The organism is Vibrio rotiferianus CAIM 577 = LMG 21460, assembly GCF_002741985.1.
GTDB lineage: Bacteria > Pseudomonadota > Gammaproteobacteria > Enterobacterales > Vibrionaceae > Vibrio > Vibrio rotiferianus.
Map to the genome: position 1 here is coordinate 179,179 of NZ_APHW01000108.1, position 19,412 is coordinate 198,590.

General features: G+C 45.1%; 14 protein-coding genes. 9 read left to right on the top strand and 5 right to left on the bottom strand.

What is annotated here, in order from left to right:
* Positions 1-34: 34 nt before the first annotated feature.
* Positions 35-3,190: a chitinase C-terminal domain-containing protein gene (locus B853_RS23175; protein WP_038884030.1), complete on the bottom strand. Its 3,156-nt coding sequence runs from the start codon at positions 3,188-3,190 to the stop codon at positions 35-37.
* Positions 3,191-3,632: 442 nt separating this feature from the next.
* Positions 3,633-4,532 (bottom strand): AraC family transcriptional regulator, encoded by a 900-nt coding sequence (locus B853_RS23180; protein ID WP_038884028.1) that lies wholly within the window; start codon positions 4,530-4,532, stop codon positions 3,633-3,635.
* A 181-nt stretch (positions 4,533-4,713) separates the two neighbouring features.
* Here B853_RS23180 and B853_RS23185 point away from each other — a divergent pair, with 181 nt between their 5' ends.
* Entirely contained in the window at positions 4,714-5,862 is a 1,149-nt protein-coding gene (locus B853_RS23185; RefSeq protein ID WP_038884027.1) for an iron-containing alcohol dehydrogenase, read from the top strand.
* 237 nt (positions 5,863-6,099) lie between these two features.
* The gene (locus tag B853_RS23190; protein WP_038884025.1) at positions 6,100-6,732 is read left to right on the top strand and encodes a lysoplasmalogenase; all 633 of its coding nucleotides are present in this window, start codon (positions 6,100-6,102) and stop codon (positions 6,730-6,732) included.
* A 24-nt stretch (positions 6,733-6,756) separates the two neighbouring features.
* Here B853_RS23190 and B853_RS23195 read toward each other — a convergent pair whose 3' ends face one another.
* The 3 genes from B853_RS23195 to B853_RS23205 are packed head-to-tail and all read right to left on the bottom strand — an operon-like array spanning position 6,757 to position 11,643.
* Positions 6,757-8,025 carry a sigma-54-dependent transcriptional regulator gene (locus tag B853_RS23195; RefSeq protein ID WP_038884024.1) on the bottom strand — a complete coding sequence of 423 codons (1,269 nt, stop codon included), beginning with the start codon at positions 8,023-8,025 and terminating at the stop codon, positions 6,757-6,759.
* The gene (locus B853_RS23200; RefSeq protein WP_038884022.1) at positions 8,015-10,369 is read right to left on the bottom strand and encodes an ATP-binding protein; all 2,355 of its coding nucleotides are present in this window, start codon (positions 10,367-10,369) and stop codon (positions 8,015-8,017) included. The genes B853_RS23195 and B853_RS23200 overlap by 11 nt, the downstream gene beginning before the upstream one ends.
* 8 nt (positions 10,370-10,377) lie before the next feature.
* Positions 10,378-11,643 carry an ABC transporter substrate-binding protein gene (locus tag B853_RS23205; protein ID WP_038884021.1) on the bottom strand — a complete coding sequence of 422 codons (1,266 nt, stop codon included), beginning with the start codon at positions 11,641-11,643 and terminating at the stop codon, positions 10,378-10,380.
* A 287-nt stretch (positions 11,644-11,930) separates the two neighbouring features.
* Between B853_RS23205 and B853_RS23210 the strand changes: the two genes are divergently transcribed.
* The 7 genes from B853_RS23210 (at position 11,931) to B853_RS23240 (ending at position 19,401) form a co-directional block, all read left to right on the top strand.
* Positions 11,931-13,310, top strand: a complete 1,380-nt coding sequence (locus B853_RS23210; protein WP_038884020.1) for an MFS transporter — start codon at positions 11,931-11,933, stop codon at positions 13,308-13,310.
* A 129-nt stretch (positions 13,311-13,439) separates the two neighbouring features.
* Positions 13,440-14,918, top strand: a complete 1,479-nt coding sequence (gene pyk, locus B853_RS23215) for a pyruvate kinase (protein WP_038884018.1) — start codon at positions 13,440-13,442, stop codon at positions 14,916-14,918.
* Between the two features lie 209 nt (positions 14,919-15,127).
* Positions 15,128-15,862, top strand: coding sequence for an amino acid ABC transporter ATP-binding protein (locus tag B853_RS23220; protein ID WP_038884017.1), 735 nt, complete (start codon positions 15,128-15,130; stop codon positions 15,860-15,862).
* Positions 15,863-15,865: 3 nt separating this feature from the next.
* On the top strand, positions 15,866-16,663 hold the full coding sequence (locus tag B853_RS23225; RefSeq protein ID WP_038884015.1) for an amino acid ABC transporter permease: 798 nt from the start codon (positions 15,866-15,868) through the stop codon (positions 16,661-16,663).
* Positions 16,664-16,672: 9 nt separating this feature from the next.
* Positions 16,673-17,491, top strand: a complete 819-nt coding sequence (locus tag B853_RS23230; protein WP_038884014.1) for a transporter substrate-binding domain-containing protein — start codon at positions 16,673-16,675, stop codon at positions 17,489-17,491.
* A gap of 78 nt (positions 17,492-17,569) precedes the next feature.
* Positions 17,570-18,490, top strand: coding sequence for an amino acid ABC transporter permease (locus B853_RS23235; protein WP_038884012.1), 921 nt, complete (start codon positions 17,570-17,572; stop codon positions 18,488-18,490).
* Between the two features lie 92 nt (positions 18,491-18,582).
* Positions 18,583-19,401, top strand: a complete 819-nt coding sequence (locus B853_RS23240; protein WP_038884011.1) for an EAL domain-containing protein — start codon at positions 18,583-18,585, stop codon at positions 19,399-19,401.
* Positions 19,402-19,412: the final 11 nt, after the last annotated feature.

Sequence of the window (19,412 nt, forward strand, 5' to 3'; positions counted from 1 at the left end):
AAATCGCGCGCTTTTGTTATCCATTCAATCTGGATTAAACATTACATACTGTCGACCAACTACCGTCACTACCCGGCTCTGACGCTGTCCACCAGTTCGCTTGGTATACCACACCATTGTGAATCACTTTATCACCTTGGTTAGCGTGGCTTGGGTTACCTTGCCAGTCCGTTTGTGGGAAGTCTGGGTAAGTCACAAGGCCTGTTGTGTCACAAGTACCAGGCTCAGTACCACCACCAGTACCAGAGTTTAAGTCACCAATTGGTAGGTCTGGTTGCTCAAACTTGAACGCGAACTCTTTACCACCAGAAATCACCGTGTAGTTAGCAGGGCCAGAGATTGGTAGGTAGTAAACCATATCAAGCTCGTAAGTGCCGCCCGCTGGTAGGTCTTTCCATGCTGGTAGCGAGAAAGATACGCGGTGCATTACACCATCCAAACCACCAATGTTGTTCGCACGAGTATGTCCAGAAGCAATCACGCTTAGGCCACCACCAGACTGATCTTTCGCGTTATCCGGTGCCGATACAGGAATATCGAACTGGAATTCAGTACCACCAGGAATCGCTTGACCTGTGTTGTTTGTGAACGTGATCTTAGGGTTGATTGGGTAGTTTTGGTCACCCACTTTAAAGCCACCAACGCTCACTGCGATATCAACAGCTTCTGTTGGGATAGCACCTGTCGCGATCTTGTTACCGTAAGGTGTTGCAGACTTAAACTTGTCGTAAATCGCTTTAGTCATAGTGTTACCCATGTGGTACTCACCATTACCCGCAGCACAAGCCTGTTCAGTTGCATCAATCATCGTACGGTTACCGTTCGCGTCTAGTACGTAACAGTTGTAGTCACCTGCTAGTTCCCAGAACATGATACCGCCGATCTCTTTATCGATAACGTAGTTTGCTTTCACTTCAACAGACGCTTTGTCTTCTGTTGACAGGAATACACTCTTCTCTGCGTTCCATAGCCATGGTGCGACTGCAATATCATCGTAGTAACGCGTGTACGTGCCCACCAATTGGTCTGTAGGATCGTTGACTGGATCTAAACCGTAAGCTTGAGCATAAGAACCCCAAATACCTTTCTCTAGGTTCTTCGCGTGCCACATTGGGTTAGAACCTGCTCCCATTTCGTTGCCCTTAGGATCGGTATCGTGCCACATGTTATCGATACCTAGAGCACCGTGACCACAGTTGTTCTTCTCACCTTCACCAGTACCTGGTGCACACTCTGATTGGTTCGGTAGCGCCGCACGTCCCCAAAGACCATTCTCACCACCTGTTACCCCTTGCCAACCACGGGTGTAGTAAGGCACACCAATATTTATACGACCAGCAGGCATAGAACCGCGGAAGTAATGGTAAGCCCAGTCAGTGTTCAAGTAGCCGATGCCGCCGTAAGCAGCAGTGCCATATACATTCCACTGTGCAAGCTCAGAGTCTTTACCTGTATCGAACAGTGCCGCATTGTGACCAACGTGATCATTCCAAGCACCGTGTAAGTCGTAAGACATGATGTTGACATAATCGAGGTACTTAGTCACATCGAAGGTTTCCATACCACGCAGTAGATAGCCCGAAGAAGGCGCTGCGATGGTCAACATGTAGTGATGCCCATCTTGTGCAGATGCTGCATCCAGTTTTTCACGTAGAACCTTCATTAGCACTTGGTAAGAAGCCCATAGGTATGGACGGCGTGGTTCCATGAAGTCTTTATCGTAAGGGTTACCTGCACCCGCCATCGACGTTGGGTACTCGTAGTCGATATCTAGGCCATCGAATTTGTAGGTACGCATCATTTCAACTGCAGAAGTTGCGAACTTCTCGATACCTGCGTGGTTGATTGAACCGTCTGCGTTGGTTGTCATCGTGTAGAAGCCACCATCCGCAACACGATTACCGTCTGCGCCGAAGTGACCACCTGTTTCAGCCCAACCACCGATCGAGATCAGCGTTTTAACGTCATGCTTTTGCTTGTAAGTAGCAAGTGCACCGAAGTGACCTTTAAAGCCAAGTGCAGGGTCTACTTCTACGCCCGGCCACGTTTTACCGGTTGCAGGGTTAGTCGGATCAGTCACATCACCAACGTTCACTTTACCGTCTGAACCGATGCTCACAAACGCGTAGTTAATGTGAGTTAGCTGATCCCAAGGAATGTCTTTCACAAGGTAAGCCGCTTGTGGATCATCACCACTACGCCAGCTTGTGAAGTAACCAATCACACGACGTGGGTGATCGGCGCCCATCAATTCACGGCCGTCTTTGTCGTAAATCGTACAGTAAGGAACATCCACACCAGCTGTTTGGTACAGGCCATCAGGACGACAGTTTGAAGTGACTGCACCGCCATTTACTGATAGCGATACAAGGGAAGAATCTGTTGTTGCGCCAGCATCGTCAGTCGCTTTAGCGTAAATCGATACCGAGCCTGCCGCTGCTGGAATGAAATCAACAGCGTAAGGCGCAGCGGTCGCTGTACCAATCAGTGCACCTGCGGCAAAGAACTCAACTTTAGCAACGGTACCATCCGCGTCTGCCGCAGTAGCAGAAACCGTTACCGTACCGCCAAGCTCAACAGAAGTGGCTGATAGCGCTACGTCTACCGTTGGCGCTTCGTTACCAGGTTGACCAGCAGCGACTGTCAACGTAACAGCACTTACTGTGCTCGCTGCATTTTTGTCGTCATAAGCTTTAGTTGAGAACTCGTGAACACCCTCTGTCGCCGTCCATGAAGCAGTGAAAGGTGCTGCAGTTGATGCGCCAACCAGTGCGCCGTCAACAAAGAACTCAACTTTGCTGACTGTTCCGTCAGTGTCTGCAGCGTCTGCGGCAAGGTTAACAACGTCACCAGCTGTGATAGAGGCCGACGCAGAAGGAGAAGTTAGTGAAACAGTAGGTACTTCGTTAAGTGGTGGATCAACAGGGCCGCCATCACAAGCGCCAAGGTTCTCCCACTCACCCCATTCACCTGATTGAGCTGGGTTGTTGTTTTGCGTCCAGTAGCGCGCTTTATATGCGCTATTTTCGTGCTGAACTTGATCACCACCATTATAAACTTTTGATGAATCCCAAGTTTCTAGAGGTGTACAATCAACCGCTGCATAGCTGTTGAATGCCATTAGACAAGATGCAGTCAAAGTACTGAGTGTGAATACACTCTTTGCCGCTTTCCCGTTTCTAAGGTGCATAGTGCTCTTCCTTAAGTTATTGTTAATACGATAGTAAACACGTCACATAAACGCACTTTTACTTTTATTTCGACGTAAAATAACTTAAGTACAACGACAGATTTTCACACTAAATATTTATAAATTTTCAACAGCACATCGCAACAAACCACTAAAACACTGCAACAAAACGCAACTTATTTTGCACCAATAACTAATTTTAAAGTGCAAATAAATATATCCCTCGCAAACTGCTGAATAAGTAGAACAAAATTCTAAATTTGGTGTACCCGTTCCAGATTACCCTGCCACTTTTTAACGTTTTTCAATGCCTTGCGGTATAGAGTTGATTGCTTTCTCGAAAAACAACGAGCTGTTCAGGCAAGTGTCAAAATACAGGTTCAATCCCCTATTCTACTAAGTCGTGCTTTCACTCACCGCTGCTTCACCACACTTGTTAGAGTCAACCCGCGCTTTCTGTTGGTAACTTGGTCATTCTAGGTGTTTCATTAAAATGACGTTTGTACTCACGGCTAAACTGAGACGGGCTACTGTAACCAACAAGTCGAGCTGCATCATTTACCCTTTTTCCTTCTAACTGAATGAGTTCTCGTGCTTTATTCAGCCGAACTTTTTTAATGTACTGCAAGGGGGATTCTAAAGTAACGGCTCTGAATGCTTGGTGAAATGCTGATATGCTCATATTTGCTTCTTCGGCAAGCGTCTGAACATTGAGCTGTTCATGATACTCTTGATGAACTCGATTAAGCGCTTTGGCTACTCTGGCATATGAACCTTCTTGGTATGCCAGATCAAATAAGACGTGCCCCGACTCACTTACTAGCGTTCGATAAACAATTTCTTCCAATAACATGTCACCAAGCATCGCCACTTCCAGATCGTCGCACAACGCAGTCATCAAACGCTTGCACGCATCCAACATCTGCTCGTTCATACGAACTGACTTTAGACCACAACGAGTCGAGTCTTCACAGACATTACTAAAACGTTGTGATTCCAGTTTTTTAACGAGTTTTTGCAACATAGCTGGAGAGATATCAATGGAAATCCCAAGCAGCGGTTCATTGTCCACTGCAATCGCTTCGCACTCTAACGGCATAGGAACACCAACCACCAAGTAGTCGTCTGGTCCATAGCGAACTGGAGTCTGCCCGATGTGGATGTTCTTATACCCTTGTCCCAAAACAATGACACCGGATTGATATACGAAAGGTTGACGATTGTTACCTTTACTGCTGCGATAAAACCACACGCCATCAATCGCGGTTTCTTTAATACCCTCTAAATCATCTAGGCCAAACTTAGTGGCATATTGCTGCATTGTCTCAGCTAGTGTCTTCATTGCTTCACTCCAATCATTACCCACGCACTATACTTGGAGTTCTGATTACAGTTCCAGCACAAGAGAGGCAAATTTGTAGAAATAGGCAATAAATTTGCAGAAATCGGTCTACTCACAGACAAAACCGCGTACTAATATGCATGTATTCACTCTCCTCACATTGGAAGCAAGAGGTCTAATAATGAACTTTTCATACGTCAACCCTACTAAAATCTTCTTTGGCCAAGGCCAAATCGCGGCAATTAAAGAGGCGATTCCTGCCGATCAAAAAGTACTTGTTATCTACGGTGGCGGCTCTATCAAGAACAACGGTGTTTACGACCAAGTAGCACAAGCCTTAGAAGGCCGTGAATGGCTTGAATTTTCAGGCGTGGAGCCAAACCCAACGAAGGAAACGCTAGATAAAGCAGTTGCTATCGCAAAAGAACAAAACGTTGATTTTATTCTTGCTGTTGGTGGTGGTTCAGTTATTGATGGTTCTAAGTACGTTGCAGCATCAGCGAAATACGACGGTGATGGCTGGGATATCATGGTGGGCAAACATCAAGTAACAGAAGCAACACCGCTGGCAGCCATCCTTACTCTTCCGGCAACAGGCTCTGAGTCAAACATGGGTGCTGTAATCACTAAGAAAGAAACGCAAGATAAATTGGCGTTCTTAGCACCTGCAGTTCAACCGAAGTTTGCGGTTCTTGACCCAGACGTAATGAAGACCCTACCTGAGCGTCAGCTTATCAACGGTCTTGTGGATGCATGGGTTCACGTTTGTGAGCAATATCTAACACTACCAACGGGCGCAATGGTTCAAGACGGTTACGCAGAGGCACTACTGAATAACCTAAAAGTGCTGGGTGATCAGTTCGAAGAGCGCGATAACGACCAATGGCGTGCAAACCTAATGTGGACAGCAAACCAAGCATTAAACGGTCTCATCGGTAGCGGTGTCCCTCAAGACTGGGCGACACACATGATTGGCCATGAACTGACAGCGCTTTGGCACGTAGACCACGCGCGTTCACTGGCTATCATCCAACCATCGCTACTTCGCAACCAAATGCAATTCAAACGCCCTAAGCTTGAGCAAATGGGTCGCAACGTATTTGGCTTAGCAGAAGGCGAAGATTTGGCAGAGCGCACTATTCAAGCCATCGAAGCTTTCTACCACCAGCTAGGCGTAGCAACTCAACTTGAAGGGTACGGAGATGACCGTGAAGCCGCTATTGATTCTGTGATCGCTCAGCTAAACAAACACGGCATGACGGTGTTGGGTGAAAACCAGGCAATTGATTTAGAAAACAGCCGCAAGATCCTAGACCTAGCGGTAGCATAACAACCCAACCTATCAATTTACTGCCTTTTTCACGGCATTGAGTTCTTTTGAGCTCAATGCCGTTTTTTTATGTTAATTTGGACAGAAATAATAAGTAAATGCGCTATTTGCGATAATTTAATCTAACTTATCCATTAAACGCAGCAAATACTCATTCCAAAACTAAAATAAAAGAAACAGTAGTTTGCCGTCTCGCTACGGTCCGAAGGGGAAAATGTCTATTCAAAGGTTCATCGTATGTGGCTAATTATTATTGCCAGTGCCTTCATACACATCATCAGCATCAGGACAGGTCCTAAATGGCTGTTCTTTGCAACGAAACCAATACCGATTATTGCTATGATCGGTATGTTGTTACTGTCTCCAGCAATCCAGCTTCCTTATGCAAAATGGATTATTTCAGGACTCTCATTATCACTCATAGGGGATTTAGTGATGGTGTATCCAAAGGATAGCTTCACTCAAGGAATAAAGTTTTTTTGTGCCGCTTTAACATGCTATGCGTTAGGCTTCATCCAAATTGCAGCTTGGCACTTTACGCCTTGGCTGCCCTTTGCGGTTTTGGGCTTCGGCATCTGTGCGTACTTGTTCTTTAAACCTGATTTAGGGAAAGAGAAATGGTCAGTCGCCAGCTATATCATCGTTTTGATGACGATGTTATGGATGTCGATGGAGTACTACGCTGCCGGTAAGACTCAATCTTCGGCTTTCGCGGTGTTAGGGAGTGTCATTTTCACCATGTCCGGCATCGTGATTGCGTTTGAACGCTTTGGCAGCACTTCCACATTTTCCCGCCAAGTCGCAATGGCGACCTATTACTCTGCACAACTCCTTATTACCATGTCCGTCTCTGCCATAGTAATTCGCTAACTAATACAAACGGTTAAATAGATACTATCGAGACTTGTAATTTCCTTTTTCAACGCAATGCTTTTTCATTCTCAAATACAGCTTTTTGCGGGGTATTTGCAGATGGTTGGCGGCATCGGAAACTCGCCCAGAATGCAAGAACAGTGCATCTTCTATGAGTTGCTTTTCGAAATCGTCCACCAATTCATCCAATGGGATCTGAATATCATTTTGTGAGTAGATACGCTCTTTACCTGTCAGCTTAACAATCCCGATTGCGTACAACTCAGCAATGTTTCTAAGTTCGCGAATATTACCCGGCCACGGATAACTCCTCAGAAGAGCAAGGTAGTTGGTGTCTACATTTGGCAGTGCTTTGCCGAGTTTCTTACAACTCAACTTTAAGAAGTAGTGAAATATCGCCACGATATCATCAGGTCGCTGGCGCAAAGGTGGCACGTGCACCATCCCTTGGTTAAGCAGGTAGTATAACTCTGGCAACAATTGGTTCTTAGTAATGTAGTCTTCAGGTTCTAACTCAAAAATCGTCACCACACGCAGGTTCTTTTTACCACAACGCTCACGGGCCAGCAGCAACTGCGCCAAATGCCGCTGCCCCTCTTCGGGCAATTCAGGCAAATTATCTAAAACAAGCACACACGGTTCCAGCTTGTTAACCGCATCATCAATACACTTCATTGTTGTGGTGCTACTGAGAGCAAGAGTGAGATACTCCATGTCTTCGCTCTTCGCCATCATATCTTTGACGATCCCAGCTACGCTGTGGCGTCCTGTGCCCGACTCACCATAAACCACTAAGTGCGTGTCCAACAAAGCATATTGCGCTACGTATTTTCGGATCTGCTCCATGTGCGCAGACTTACCAATTAGTGAACGCGAAATCGATTTCTCCGCCTGACGCTGCAACTCCACCTGACTAGTACGAGTTTCAAGCTGCTGCTTAACAAGCGTTAAAAGCTCCGTCGGGTTAATCGGCTTTTCCAAAAACTCACACGCACCTAGCTTCACGGCATCCACAGCCATAGGAATATCGCCATGCCCAGTAATCACAATAACCGGAATTCGCTCATCGATATTTTTAATCAGCCTCAGCAACTCTAGGCCATGCATCTGTGGCATGTACATGTCTAGAATTACAACGCCCGCCCACTCTGGAGAGACGTATTGCAACGCTTGCGTTGGGTCGTTAATGGCCTTTGACTTTATCGATGAGATGTTCATTAAGTAAGAATAAGAATCCAAAACGTCTTGATCATCATCGACCAATAATACTGAATATAGGTTATTGCTCATTAGGTAGCTCCAACACAACCATCGCACCTTTTTCTAGTGAGGAAGCGAGGTAGATATTTCCTTTATGCTTTTCTATTAATGATTTACAAATATTCATCCCCAGCCCTAGGCCAACCTCTTTTGTCGAAACAAAAGGCTGAAAAATCCGTGGCACAATCTCTTCTCCAAAACCAATAGCATTGTCACTGATCGCAACCAGTGTGGTTTGCTTACTCCGGTCCACCAGTTCCGTTTTAATTCGTTTTTTCTCTTCTCTTGTACTTTCCATTAGCGCATCGCAACTATTTACTAAGACATTGATGAAAACCTGTTCCAACGCCAACATATCACCTTGAACTTTCACATCGTCAGGTAACTTATTTTCTATCGTGATCTGTTGACGTTTTGCGCGCGTATTCACGATGGTAGACGCTTGCTCCGCCACCTCATGAATGCATACTGGTTTCACCTCTCTCTCCCCTTCTGGTTTACGTGCGAACTGGCGTAAACTGTTGATAATCTTGCTCATCCGAGTCGTCAAGCCCTCGATATGCGTGATCGACTCGCTGACCTTATCTGGCGTCTCTTGTTGAAGAAACATTCTCGCACTGTACAAATACGTCGACATCGCATTTAGTGGCTGATTAAGCTCATGCGCTAAACTCGTCATGGTTTGCCCTACAACCGCCATTTTTGCTGCTTGAATAAGCTCATCTTGTGTTTTTTTAAGATTGTCTTCGGTTCGAATGCGCTCTTCAATTTCGTTTTCTAACTGTTGGTTTTTCAGCAACAAGTCTTGCGTTTTTTCTAACACTCGACTTTCCAATGTACGCGTAGTGATTTCTTGATGCGTTACATCAGTGATAGTCATGATAAGTTTGTATTCAGCACCATGAGCAAAAGGGCGAATATCGAAACGTACGTATGTAGGGGCCTCCCCTCCAAGTGACAAGGTCACATGAATTTTTCCAAGTTCAATCCACAAGTGCGAGCCATCAAATACCTTTTTTAGCTGATCTCGGCAGCTTTCAGGGAAGTACTCCCAAATCGGATAACTTTCGTTGACTTCACCAAGCTTCAATAACTTACGAGCACTCAAGTTTGCAGACTCTACTACTCCGTTGAGGTCACTCGTAATCAAACTTGCCGTGGTATTGTTGATTAGACTCAAGGCATTAGTACGTTGAATTTCTTGTACCTTTTCACCATATTCGATGAGTTTTTCACTCAAGCGCCCGATTTCATCATTTCCGTCCACCACAACTGGGTGACTGAGATCGTTTTTTATGATGGCATCAATACTGTCCCCCAGCCCTATCAAACGCGCCACAATGCGGCGATTGATAAAATAATACGTCAAGAACATACTCGTCATGATCGAAATACTGAAGCAAACGAGCAAAACGTGATTGCCATATGACACACGCTCCGCAGTTTCAGTTTTCACCTGTTTGAACGTTTGATCAGCGGTAACAACCAACTCACCGATTTGTTGATGAATGGCATCCATACTAAGTGAAATCTGCTCTTGCATCTTTTTGATGCCACCGTTGAGTTTCACTAGTGACATAAGTTGTTTTTCGAACGCACCATCTTGACTCAACACCACGACAAGTTCTTGCAGCAATTGCTTATAAGCGATTGATGTTGGTTGATTCATCAACGTTGTACTGCTTTCTTGAAGATCCATCAGGCGAAAGTGAATTACTTTCATCCCATTATCGACCTGCTCCGGCATTGAGGCACCGGCAACGTCAATAGCCATGTCATACACCGCCGATTCAACATCGATAACCTTTTGTAATGTACTCAGCTGAACCAGCAAGCTTTGAATATCTTTTGAATCGTTTACCCGCTCAATCTGCCAATGCACTTCTTGGCGAAGAGGTTTGAGCTCCGAGCGGATATCTTGGTGAAGCCAGTTAATTTGCTCCATCAGTTGATCGACTCGGCGGTTTTGGTCGATTCGTAAGGAAATCAGATCGACATACTTTGCCAGTAGCGAAGCAAGTCCGGCTTCCGATTCAAGTAACTGATAGAACTCCGAATTCATTCTATTGCTCTTTAGAACGGTTGAAATAGAAGCTAGCTCTTCATTCACCTGCATCGCTTGTTCATTGAGCTGTACTTTGTTGTTAACAACTTGAAGCGCTTCAACGCGTCGGTTTATTTCACTGGTTTTACTTTCGAGAAAGTAGCTGGCGTTGTATTTTGGTACGCTATCTTCCAGTAAAATCCGCACCTGATTGTCTAGACTATTCCACGTTGCCCAAGCAACCACACACACCACAGTGAGCAACATCGTACTGCAAGCGAAAGCAGCAACTAAACGAGCTCCAATGGTTTTATATTTCGGGTACAACACTACTTCCCTTACCCCCGACACTGAGCCAATTGTTGATTTACATTGTCCAACTGTTCCGACATAGCACGGCCTAATTCATGAGAAAACTCCGCCAACAATGCTTGGTAGTGCGTCATACCTACTTCGGAATCTTTATCCAACGTCGCCAGTTTTTGAGCAATTGGAGCTATTTGTTCTTTGCTCAGTGGCAATTCAAACAACTGCTTCTCGATAGCCTTTAGTGAGCACTGTTGTTCAGGGCTCTGTTCAAATTTAATGAGAGTGAGCCAAGCATCTTGTAACTCTGGAAGACGCTTAGTAATCGCAGTATCAAAAATCAAGTTGATGAGTGCTTCTCTCGGCATCACCTGTTTTAGATCGAGTATTGGGTTTTCACCACTGTATCGAGCCGTATCATAGAGGGCCGTTTTTGAAAATGCGCTGCTTTCCATTTGCTCTTGAACTTCTTTTGAAAGCAAATGCGCAACAAAAGCTTCAGCCAACTTGTCTCTCTCTCCTCGATTTATTTGGGCAATGTAGGTTGGCATAAGCGTAAAGTCTTGATCATAAGCAAAACCGACGTAATCAAACTTACGCTTGGCAATCAATGCATAACTGTCAATAGTTGGCCCAATACCAAACTTACCTTTGGCAATATAGTCCGCAACCCCAAAGCTGCGTGATGAAATCGTTGCCAAATTTGCTCCTACATTGAGCAAAATACGCCAGCCCTGTTTCCAACCATATCGACTAAGCACACTCTCAACCATCAGCTGAGTTGTTCCTGAGCGGCTTGGCGTACTCATTGTGACGTGACCAAAATACAGAGGGTTGGTCAAATCTTGAAAACGCTTCGGTTCTGGCAAATGATTTGCGGCTAAATAATCTTTGTTCCAAACAATTCCCGCCCCAGAATATCCAAAAGCAACAACTTGTTCGTTATTCGGCAATAGATAAGCAGATAACCATTTCGGAACTTGCACGCTAGACGACATATCAGCTAAACGATGTTCGTCAGACAGCTCTTGCATCAAAAATGGAGATGAGCTCAATACCAAGTCGATATCCTTCATATAGCTTTTGCTTAGCAATTGCAGACTCGATTGCGTACGTCGGTGAACCACTCTGACTTCCGCATCGGGATAGTGCTGCGTAAAGTCATCCACCAAAGCGGTGATAGGAGCTTGAGAAAAAGTAGTGAGTATCACCAGCTCTTTATCTGCTGCGGTTGTGAGCGGTGTATAAAGCGCAGCACCAAGAAGTAAACAACGCCCCAATTGCTTGAAATCAGCCATCAAACTAACCAAAAACCTTAAATAATGTGCGGTAACTCAAATCTATTACAGATTGTCAAAAAATCTTACAGAGTGTGTTTGAGTCATTATTGACGCACTTCAACCAAAACTACGCATATTCTATCAGTAACAAGTCTCAGGCTACCGTTCTAAATTCCCGTTTTTGACTCAGCCTAAATATCAATATGAGTCAATTCTGTCTCAAATTCATGCCTTTGTACTGTGCAATCTGTCACTCCAAGATGGCCCTGCGACAAAAAATTTGTAATTAAAACTTGGAGTGCAACATGTTTAACTTCTTTAAAACACGCCCTGACCTCCCTCTTTCAGATGGCTCGAAAGAGGAAATGCAGGCGCGTTTCAAACGCTACCAATGGCATGTATTTTTAGGTTTGGTATTTGGTTACGCCGTCTTCTACGTAGTACGTATGAGTTTAGGCGTTGTAAAAAAACCAATGCTGGATGCAGGCATCGTAACTATCGAAGAACTCGGCATCATGGGTTCAGCTTTCTTCTTCACTTACGCTTTTGGTAAGTTCTCGAACGGCTTCCTTTCTGACTATGCCAACATTGGCCGATTTATGTCGTTCTCACTGCTACTGTCAGGTATCACAGCAGTATCCATGGGTTTGAACACAACGGCTTTCTTCTTCGTTCTACTCTGGGGGCTAAACGGTTGGTTCCAATCTGTTGGTTCAGCACCTTCTTGTGTGTCTCTATTCCAATGGTTCTCACCAAAGCAACGTGGTAGCCGATACTCTATTTGGGGTGGATCACGCAACATCGGTGAAGGTATCACCTGGATCTTAACTGCTTCTCTAGTGAGCTACTTTGGCTGGCGCGCCGGTTTCATCGGTGCCGGTATCGCAGCGATTGCAGCAGCACTATGTATGTTCTTCATCCTAAAAGATCGCCCACAAACTTACGGCTTGCCGGATTCAGCAACTGCGTTTGACGAAGAGCCTGAGATTAAGAAAAAGAACGACCCGAAAGAAACTCGTCGCGCTCAAATGTTCATCATGAAGCAACCAACAGTTTGGCTAATTGCTGCGGCATGTGCGGCGATGTACATCTCACGTTACGCAATGTCTTCTTGGGCTGTTCTTTACCTCCAAGAGGCAAAAGGTTACTCATTGATCGACGCTGGTTTTGCAATGTCTACCTACCCAATTGCTGGTCTCGCAGGTGCAATACTATCGGGCATTATCTCTGACAAGCTGTTCAACTCTAATCGCCACATCCCAACTCTACTTTACGGATTGGCAAACATTGGTGGTATGTGCTTGATGTTCTTTGGTCCAGACAACCGCATTGTTGACGCAGTTGCATTAGGTTTGATTGGTTTCGCTATTGGTGGCCTAGTTGTCTTCCTTGCTGGTCTAACTGCATGTGACCTAATGCCTAAGAATGCTGTTGGTGCAGTTAAAGGTTTTATCGGCCTGTTCTCTTACATCGCTGCTTCTGGTCAAGAGCTAGTATCTGCTTCTCTTATCAAAATCACCGAAATTGATGGCGTAACCAAATACGACTTCTCGCAAGCGCAATATTTCTGGTTAACCGCTGGTGTAATTTCTCTGCTTCTTGCTTTGACTGTTTGGAATGCGAAGAAAGTGGTTGATATCGACCCTGTTGAAGAAACAGAGCTAGAAGTTCGCCCTAGTCACTAATTCATGACGAAAGCGGGAGGCTACTCCCGCTTACTTCTCTAATTCCTTAAGTTCTTTTACTAAGAGTGCTTACGAAATTAATAGCCCCCTATTTCTATTTTCCTTTTAATGTGTCGATTGAGGTGACAAATGTGTAAAACCAAAATTGTGGCCACGCTAGGTCCAGCGAGTGAAAGCCGTGAAACACTGACTAACTTAATCAAAGCTGGCGCTAACATCGTCAGGCTCAACTTTTCGCATGGAACCGCGCAAGAGCACATCGCACGTGCGCATTTAGTTCGTGAAATTGCAACCGAACTTAACACTTATGTTGGGGTACTAGTGGATTTACAAGGCCCCAAAATTCGTATTTCTTGCTTTGAGAATGGTGCTATTCAACTCAATCAAGGAGAAGTGTTTACTCTGAGCGGAACACTCGACGCAAAAGCTGGCAACCAAGAAATTGTTGGCCTTGATTATCCAGAGCTAATTCAAGATGTGAACGTAGGCGATATTCTGCTGCTGGATGATGGCCGCATTCAGCTTAAAGTAAATCAAGTCGATACTGACGAGCAATGGATAAAAACAACAGTATTAAATAGCGGTAAATTATCTAACCGTAAAGGCATCAACTTATTAGGTGGCGGTCTTTCTGCACCTGCTCTTACCGCGAAGGACATTCAAGACATCGAAACCGCAGCAAAACTTCGTGCCGACTTCCTTGCTATCTCTTTCCCACGCAATGCACAAGATATCGAATACGCTCGCAGCTTAGCGCATAAAGCAGGTTGCGATGCCAAGATTGTCGCTAAGGTAGAACGTGCCGAAGTAGTTGAAACCAAAGAAGCTATGGATGACGTAATTATCGCATCAGACATCATCATGGTTGCTCGCGGCGATTTAGGTGTAGAGATAGGTGACGCGCGATTACCGATGGTTCAAAAATCACTAATTAATCGCTCTAAGCATTGGGGTAAACCTGTGATCACTGCGACACAAATGTTGGAATCAATGATCGAAAACCCACTCCCTACTCGGGCTGAAGTGCTAGACGTGGCAAACGCGATTATTGATGGGACAGACGCTGTTATGCTCTCAGCAGAATCCGCAGCGGGTAAATACCCAATCGAAGCAGTCGAAGCTATGGTTCGTATCGCACAAGGTGCAGAGCACGAACTGGAATGTAACCACGACTGCTGGGATAGCCTTCAACATCTATGTTCTACCCCCGGTAAAAGCTTTGCGCTCTCATCGATGATTTCGGCTTCTCGCGCACATCAAGATCTTGGCGTTGCGATTTTAACCCAACATGGAGAAACGCCGCTATTAATGTCTCGATGCCAGAGTAAGACTAAGATTTGGGCTCTTAGTGATAATCCTGCTTTACTTGCACAAATGACAATCCTGCGAGGAGTTGAACCTTTGTATTTCAAATCTGCAGGAGCCAAAATCGAACTAGCACCGCAGATTGTAGATTGTTTACGCCAGAAGGCTCGCGAAGCTCATATCTCATCAATCTTAATGACTCAGCTGGATTCCATAGAAGGCATGGGGGAAATTAATGCCTGTCGCTTACTGAGCTTGAATATGACTTCTCACGTCAAGCCTGCCGAAGATATCGCGGCGTAGTCTTACCTCCCCCTTATTCAAGCTCAAACTTGAATTTTTCTCCCATAACTTGATCCATAGGGACTTGACCTGCCACATGGCAGGTCTTTTTTATAGCGCACGATATAACCAAACCTTTACATCCTCGTTAGATAAGAGACTTAAGTTAATGAAATTAAGGTCATAACTTGCTATTGTAGCTCCATTGTTATCACTAAAAGCGTGCCCCTTTGAACGAGAACACTCCTGTTGTTGAATTTAACAACGTAAACAAGTGGTACGGTGAATACCACGCCCTTAAAGATATTAATTTTTCAGTACACACCGGTGAAATCGTTGTTGTATGTGGCCCTTCTGGTTCAGGTAAATCCACACTTATCCGTTGTATCAACCACTTAGAATCTATTCAAGAAGGCGAGCTCAACGTTTTCGAACAACCAGCCGATTCTAAAATGCAAAAACCTGGCAAAGTAGGTATGGTGTTTCAACACTTTCATCTGTTTCCACACCTTACGGTTTTAGAAAACCTCACCCTTGCCCCTATTCGCACGCTTAAGCTTTCTAAACAAGAAGCGGAAAAGCGCGCGATGCAGTATCTCAAACGCGTTAACATCGAAGAGCAAGCCAGCAAGTACCCCATTCAGCTTTCCGGTGGTCAGCAACAGCGTGTTGCAATTGCCCGTTCGCTTTGCATGGAACCTGACCTATTATTGTTTGATGAACCAACGTCTGCGCTCGATCCCGAAATGATCAACGAAGTATTAGACGTCATGGTTGAACTTGCACAAAGCGGCATGACCATGATTTGTGTGACTCACGAAATGGGTTTTGCGAAGAAGGTCGCGAATCGAGTGGTGTTTATGGACGAAGGGGAAATCATCGAGATGAATTCACCAATCGCACTCTTTGAGACACCACAGCACCCTCGCACTCAAGCGTTTTTAAATCAGATTCTGAGCTACTAGCCGATGGTATCTCGAATCCTAAAACCCGTTTTACAAGCCATATTACAAATCGCGATTCTATTGGTTGCGATCGTTTGGGTGCTCGATTCCGGAGCACAAGCGATGGGTTATCAATGGCAATGGGAGCGTGTGCCAGACTACATCGCCTTTTATGAAGATGGTGAGTGGTGGCCTGCAGAATTAGTAGATGGGCTACTCGTTACCCTAAAAATCTCTGCACTTAGTCTATTCTTCACTTTGGTTATTGGTTTCGTCACTGCGTTACTGCGCCTGAGCAACTCCAAAGTGGGTAACGCGATTGGTACGGCTTATGTAGAGTTGATTCGCAACACGCCGCTACTGGTGCAGATTTACCTGCTCTACTTCGTGTTTGGCCCTGTTATTGGCTTAGACAGGTTCAGTACTGCGGTCTTAGCGTTATCGCTTTTCCAAGGTGCTTACACTGCAGAAATATTCCGTGCGGGCTTAAATAGCATTCCAAAAGGTCAGTTTGAAGCGGCGAAGACCCTAGGGCTATCCCCTTTCTTTGCCTACAAAGACGTGATTCTTCCGCAGGTACTTCAACGTACTCTGCCACCATTGACCAATGAAGTGGTTTCTCTGATTAAGAACTCTTCAATCGTCAGTGTGATGGCAATATTCGACCTCACAACCGAGGCAAGAAACATCGTCTCTGAAACGGCGATGCCATTTGAAATCTGGTTTACTGTGGCAGCAATCTACCTTGCTCTCACATTATCACTTTCTGGCTTATCCGCTTGGCTGGAACACAAACTAGGAGCCAGTTGGCGCAAATTATAAGGAGATAACATGAAGTTATTCAAAGCGACCATTACTGCATTACTGGGGCTTGCGATTGCTTTACCTTCATTAGCCAATGAAGAAGCAGCAACACCAAACGTAGATCAAATTAAAGAGCGCGGCACGCTTCGCGTTGGTATGTCGACATTCGTACCATGGGCGATGCGTAATAAGCAAGGTGAGCTAATTGGTTTTGAAATCGACGTAGCAAAACGACTTGCTGCTGATTCTGGCTTGAAAGTCGAATTCGTACCGACAGCATGGGACGGAATTATCCCTGCTCTGTTGGCAAAAAAGTTTGACGTTATCATTGGCGGAATGTCGATTACCCCTAAACGTTCTAAGAGCGTGCTGTTCACGGAACCTTATTCCCACTCTGGCGTTCAAGTCGCGGCAAACAAAGAGTTAGCCGAAGGCTTTAGTGAGTTTTCTGATTTCAACTCTCGCCGCGTGAAAATTGCCGCTCGTCGCGGTGCATTCACCGTTCAAGTTGCGCGCGAAACCTTCCCTAAAGCAAAGATCCTTCAATTCGATGACGATGCTCAAGCATTTCAAGAAGTCCTTAACGGAAATGCGCACGCTGTAATCGCATCAAGCCCAAAACCAGAGCACGAAGCAGTCAAACACGCAGACAAACTATTCATTCCATTTACAGAGCGTCTATCGAAAGGTAACGAAGCCTTTGCTGTTCGTTTAGGTGAGGAAGACAAAAAAGCCTTCTTCAACAAATGGATTGAAGCACGCACTCAAGATGGTTGGCTAGATGAGCGTTACGAATACTGGTTCTCAACGCTAGATTGGCAAGACCAAATTGCACAAGGTCAATAACGCCCCTAACGTTTGCAATAACTAAATACACCGACTCGTTTAGCGGGTCGGTTTCTTCTTTACTAACGGAGTCGAACCTTGAGCGGACAAACCACCTCTCGCGTTGCACCAACCAAATCTAATTCAGGCTTTTTCTTCAGCCGTTTTAACCTACTCGATTGGGTGCTACTGGCCATCTGTGCGTTTGTTGGGGTTTGGCTCTACCATCGTTCAACTGTTGGTGTTAATTACATCTGGCATTGGAAAGATGCGATTGATCTGTTATTCACACCCAGATCAGACGGTGGTTTGCCGTATTTTTTTCAAGGCTTAATTTCAACCTTACGCCTTAGCCTTTGGGGCATAACCTTTGCGCTGGTATTGGGTACCCTACTCGGTCTGGCACGCTTCTCAAATTCTGTCTGGTTGCGCACACCCGCCAACGCGTTTATTCAGTTGGTACGAAATATCCCACCATTGGTGTTCGTATTTATCTTCTATTTCTTTATCTCTAACCAGCTGATTCCGTTACTTGGGTTAGAAGATCTTCTTCGCAACTACCGTGGCGAACCTAACTCGATTCAACACTTCCTATTCGGCCCAGCGAATCTTTGGGAAAACTTGGCATCCGGCGTACTTTGTGTTGGTCTGCTTTCTTCTGCCTACATTGCAGAAGTGGTGCGTGCTGGATTACAGAGCGTTGATAAAGGGCAATGGGAAGCGGCAGACTCTCTTGGTCTTTCATCTTGGGTCAAATATCGCTTCGTCATTGCGCCGCAGGTACTAAAAGCAATTACACCAGCGCTTGCAGGGCAAACTATTTCTTTAGTCAAAGACACCTCAATTGTCTCACTGATCTCAATTCAAGAAATGACCTTCGTCGGTACAGAAATGGCGAACTCTTCAGGCTACATTTTCGAAATTTGGCTCATTGTAGGCTTTGTTTACTTCCTGATTTGTTTCGGTCTATCAATGTTTTTTAGGTACATCGAGAAAAAATCGGAATCTATTTCAAATTAACTCAATAAGCCTCGCAATTCGATACCGAATGGGGTTTCAATAGAACCCTCATATTGTTACATTGAAAATATGAATAGCATTCGGTACATAGCATGGAGCTAACAAAACAATCTGATTATGAACGCTATATTCGGATTGACGAGAATGGAGAGCATTGCGTGCATCTTCATCAATTTGTCTTTAGAAGCGTATATCAGCCCATTTTTGACCACTCAAGAACACTGATTGGTATGGAGGCTCTCCTTCGTATCGAAACCGTAGATGGTGTTTCAATCCGACCAGACATCTTCTTCTCCGACAACAGTTGGGATAAGAGTTTCCGTCTTGCCGTAGAGTTCCTAAGTCGCGCTATCCATATACGAAATTTTGCCAAGCACTTTGCTGGTTCTGGGGTTAAGTTGTTCTTAAACGTCATGCCTGCCGCCCTACTCACGTTAACCACCGATATGGGGTTCAAAGATACAGGGTTGCTTTATCAACGTTTAAAAGCCCTTAATATGGATACGAGCGACGTTGTTTTTGAAGTAATTGAACAGCATTGTGAAGAAACAGAGAGCCTTATAAAGGCCGTCGAAAAACTTAAAGCCAGTGGTTTCCTATTCGCAATTGATGACTACGGCGCCCAGTATTCCGACCAAAAAAGAGTTCTTCAGCTCTGTCCTGATATTATCAAGATTGACCGTTCTTATTTATTAGAGTTCTGCAATGGTAACGAAGATGCCGTCTTCAGCGCTATGGAGCTCGCACAGAATTTAGGCGCGAAGGTTGTGATTGAAGGCGTCGAGCAAGAGAACCAACTGGCTGCAATGCAAGCGCTCTGCGTAGACTTTTATCAAGGGTTCTATCTAGGAAAGCCAAAATCAATCCACCATTGGACAGTGCAAAAAGCCAATGCCAAAGTTCTGCATTAAACGTATTATCG

Bases quoted from the DNA above. Each gene is read 5' to 3' on its own strand.
- B853_RS23175 (WP_038884030.1), bottom strand. From the start codon at position 3,190: ATGCACCTTAGAAACGGGAAAGCGGCAAAGAGTGTATTCACACTCAGT.
- B853_RS23180 (WP_038884028.1), bottom strand. From the start codon at position 4,532: ATGAAGACACTAGCTGAGACAATGCAGCAATATGCCACTAAGTTTGGC.
- B853_RS23185 (WP_038884027.1), top strand. From the start codon at position 4,714: ATGAACTTTTCATACGTCAACCCTACTAAAATCTTCTTTGGCCAAGGC.
- B853_RS23190 (WP_038884025.1), top strand. From the start codon at position 6,100: ATGTGGCTAATTATTATTGCCAGTGCCTTCATACACATCATCAGCATC.
- B853_RS23195 (WP_038884024.1), bottom strand. From the start codon at position 8,025: ATGAGCAATAACCTATATTCAGTATTATTGGTCGATGATGATCAAGAC.
- B853_RS23205 (WP_038884021.1), bottom strand. From the start codon at position 11,643: ATGGCTGATTTCAAGCAATTGGGGCGTTGTTTACTTCTTGGTGCTGCG.
- B853_RS23210 (WP_038884020.1), top strand. From the start codon at position 11,931: ATGTTTAACTTCTTTAAAACACGCCCTGACCTCCCTCTTTCAGATGGC.
- pyk (WP_038884018.1), top strand. From the start codon at position 13,440: ATGTGTAAAACCAAAATTGTGGCCACGCTAGGTCCAGCGAGTGAAAGC.
- B853_RS23225 (WP_038884015.1), top strand. From the start codon at position 15,866: ATGGTATCTCGAATCCTAAAACCCGTTTTACAAGCCATATTACAAATC.
- B853_RS23230 (WP_038884014.1), top strand. From the start codon at position 16,673: ATGAAGTTATTCAAAGCGACCATTACTGCATTACTGGGGCTTGCGATT.
- B853_RS23240 (WP_038884011.1), top strand. From the start codon at position 18,583: ATGGAGCTAACAAAACAATCTGATTATGAACGCTATATTCGGATTGAC.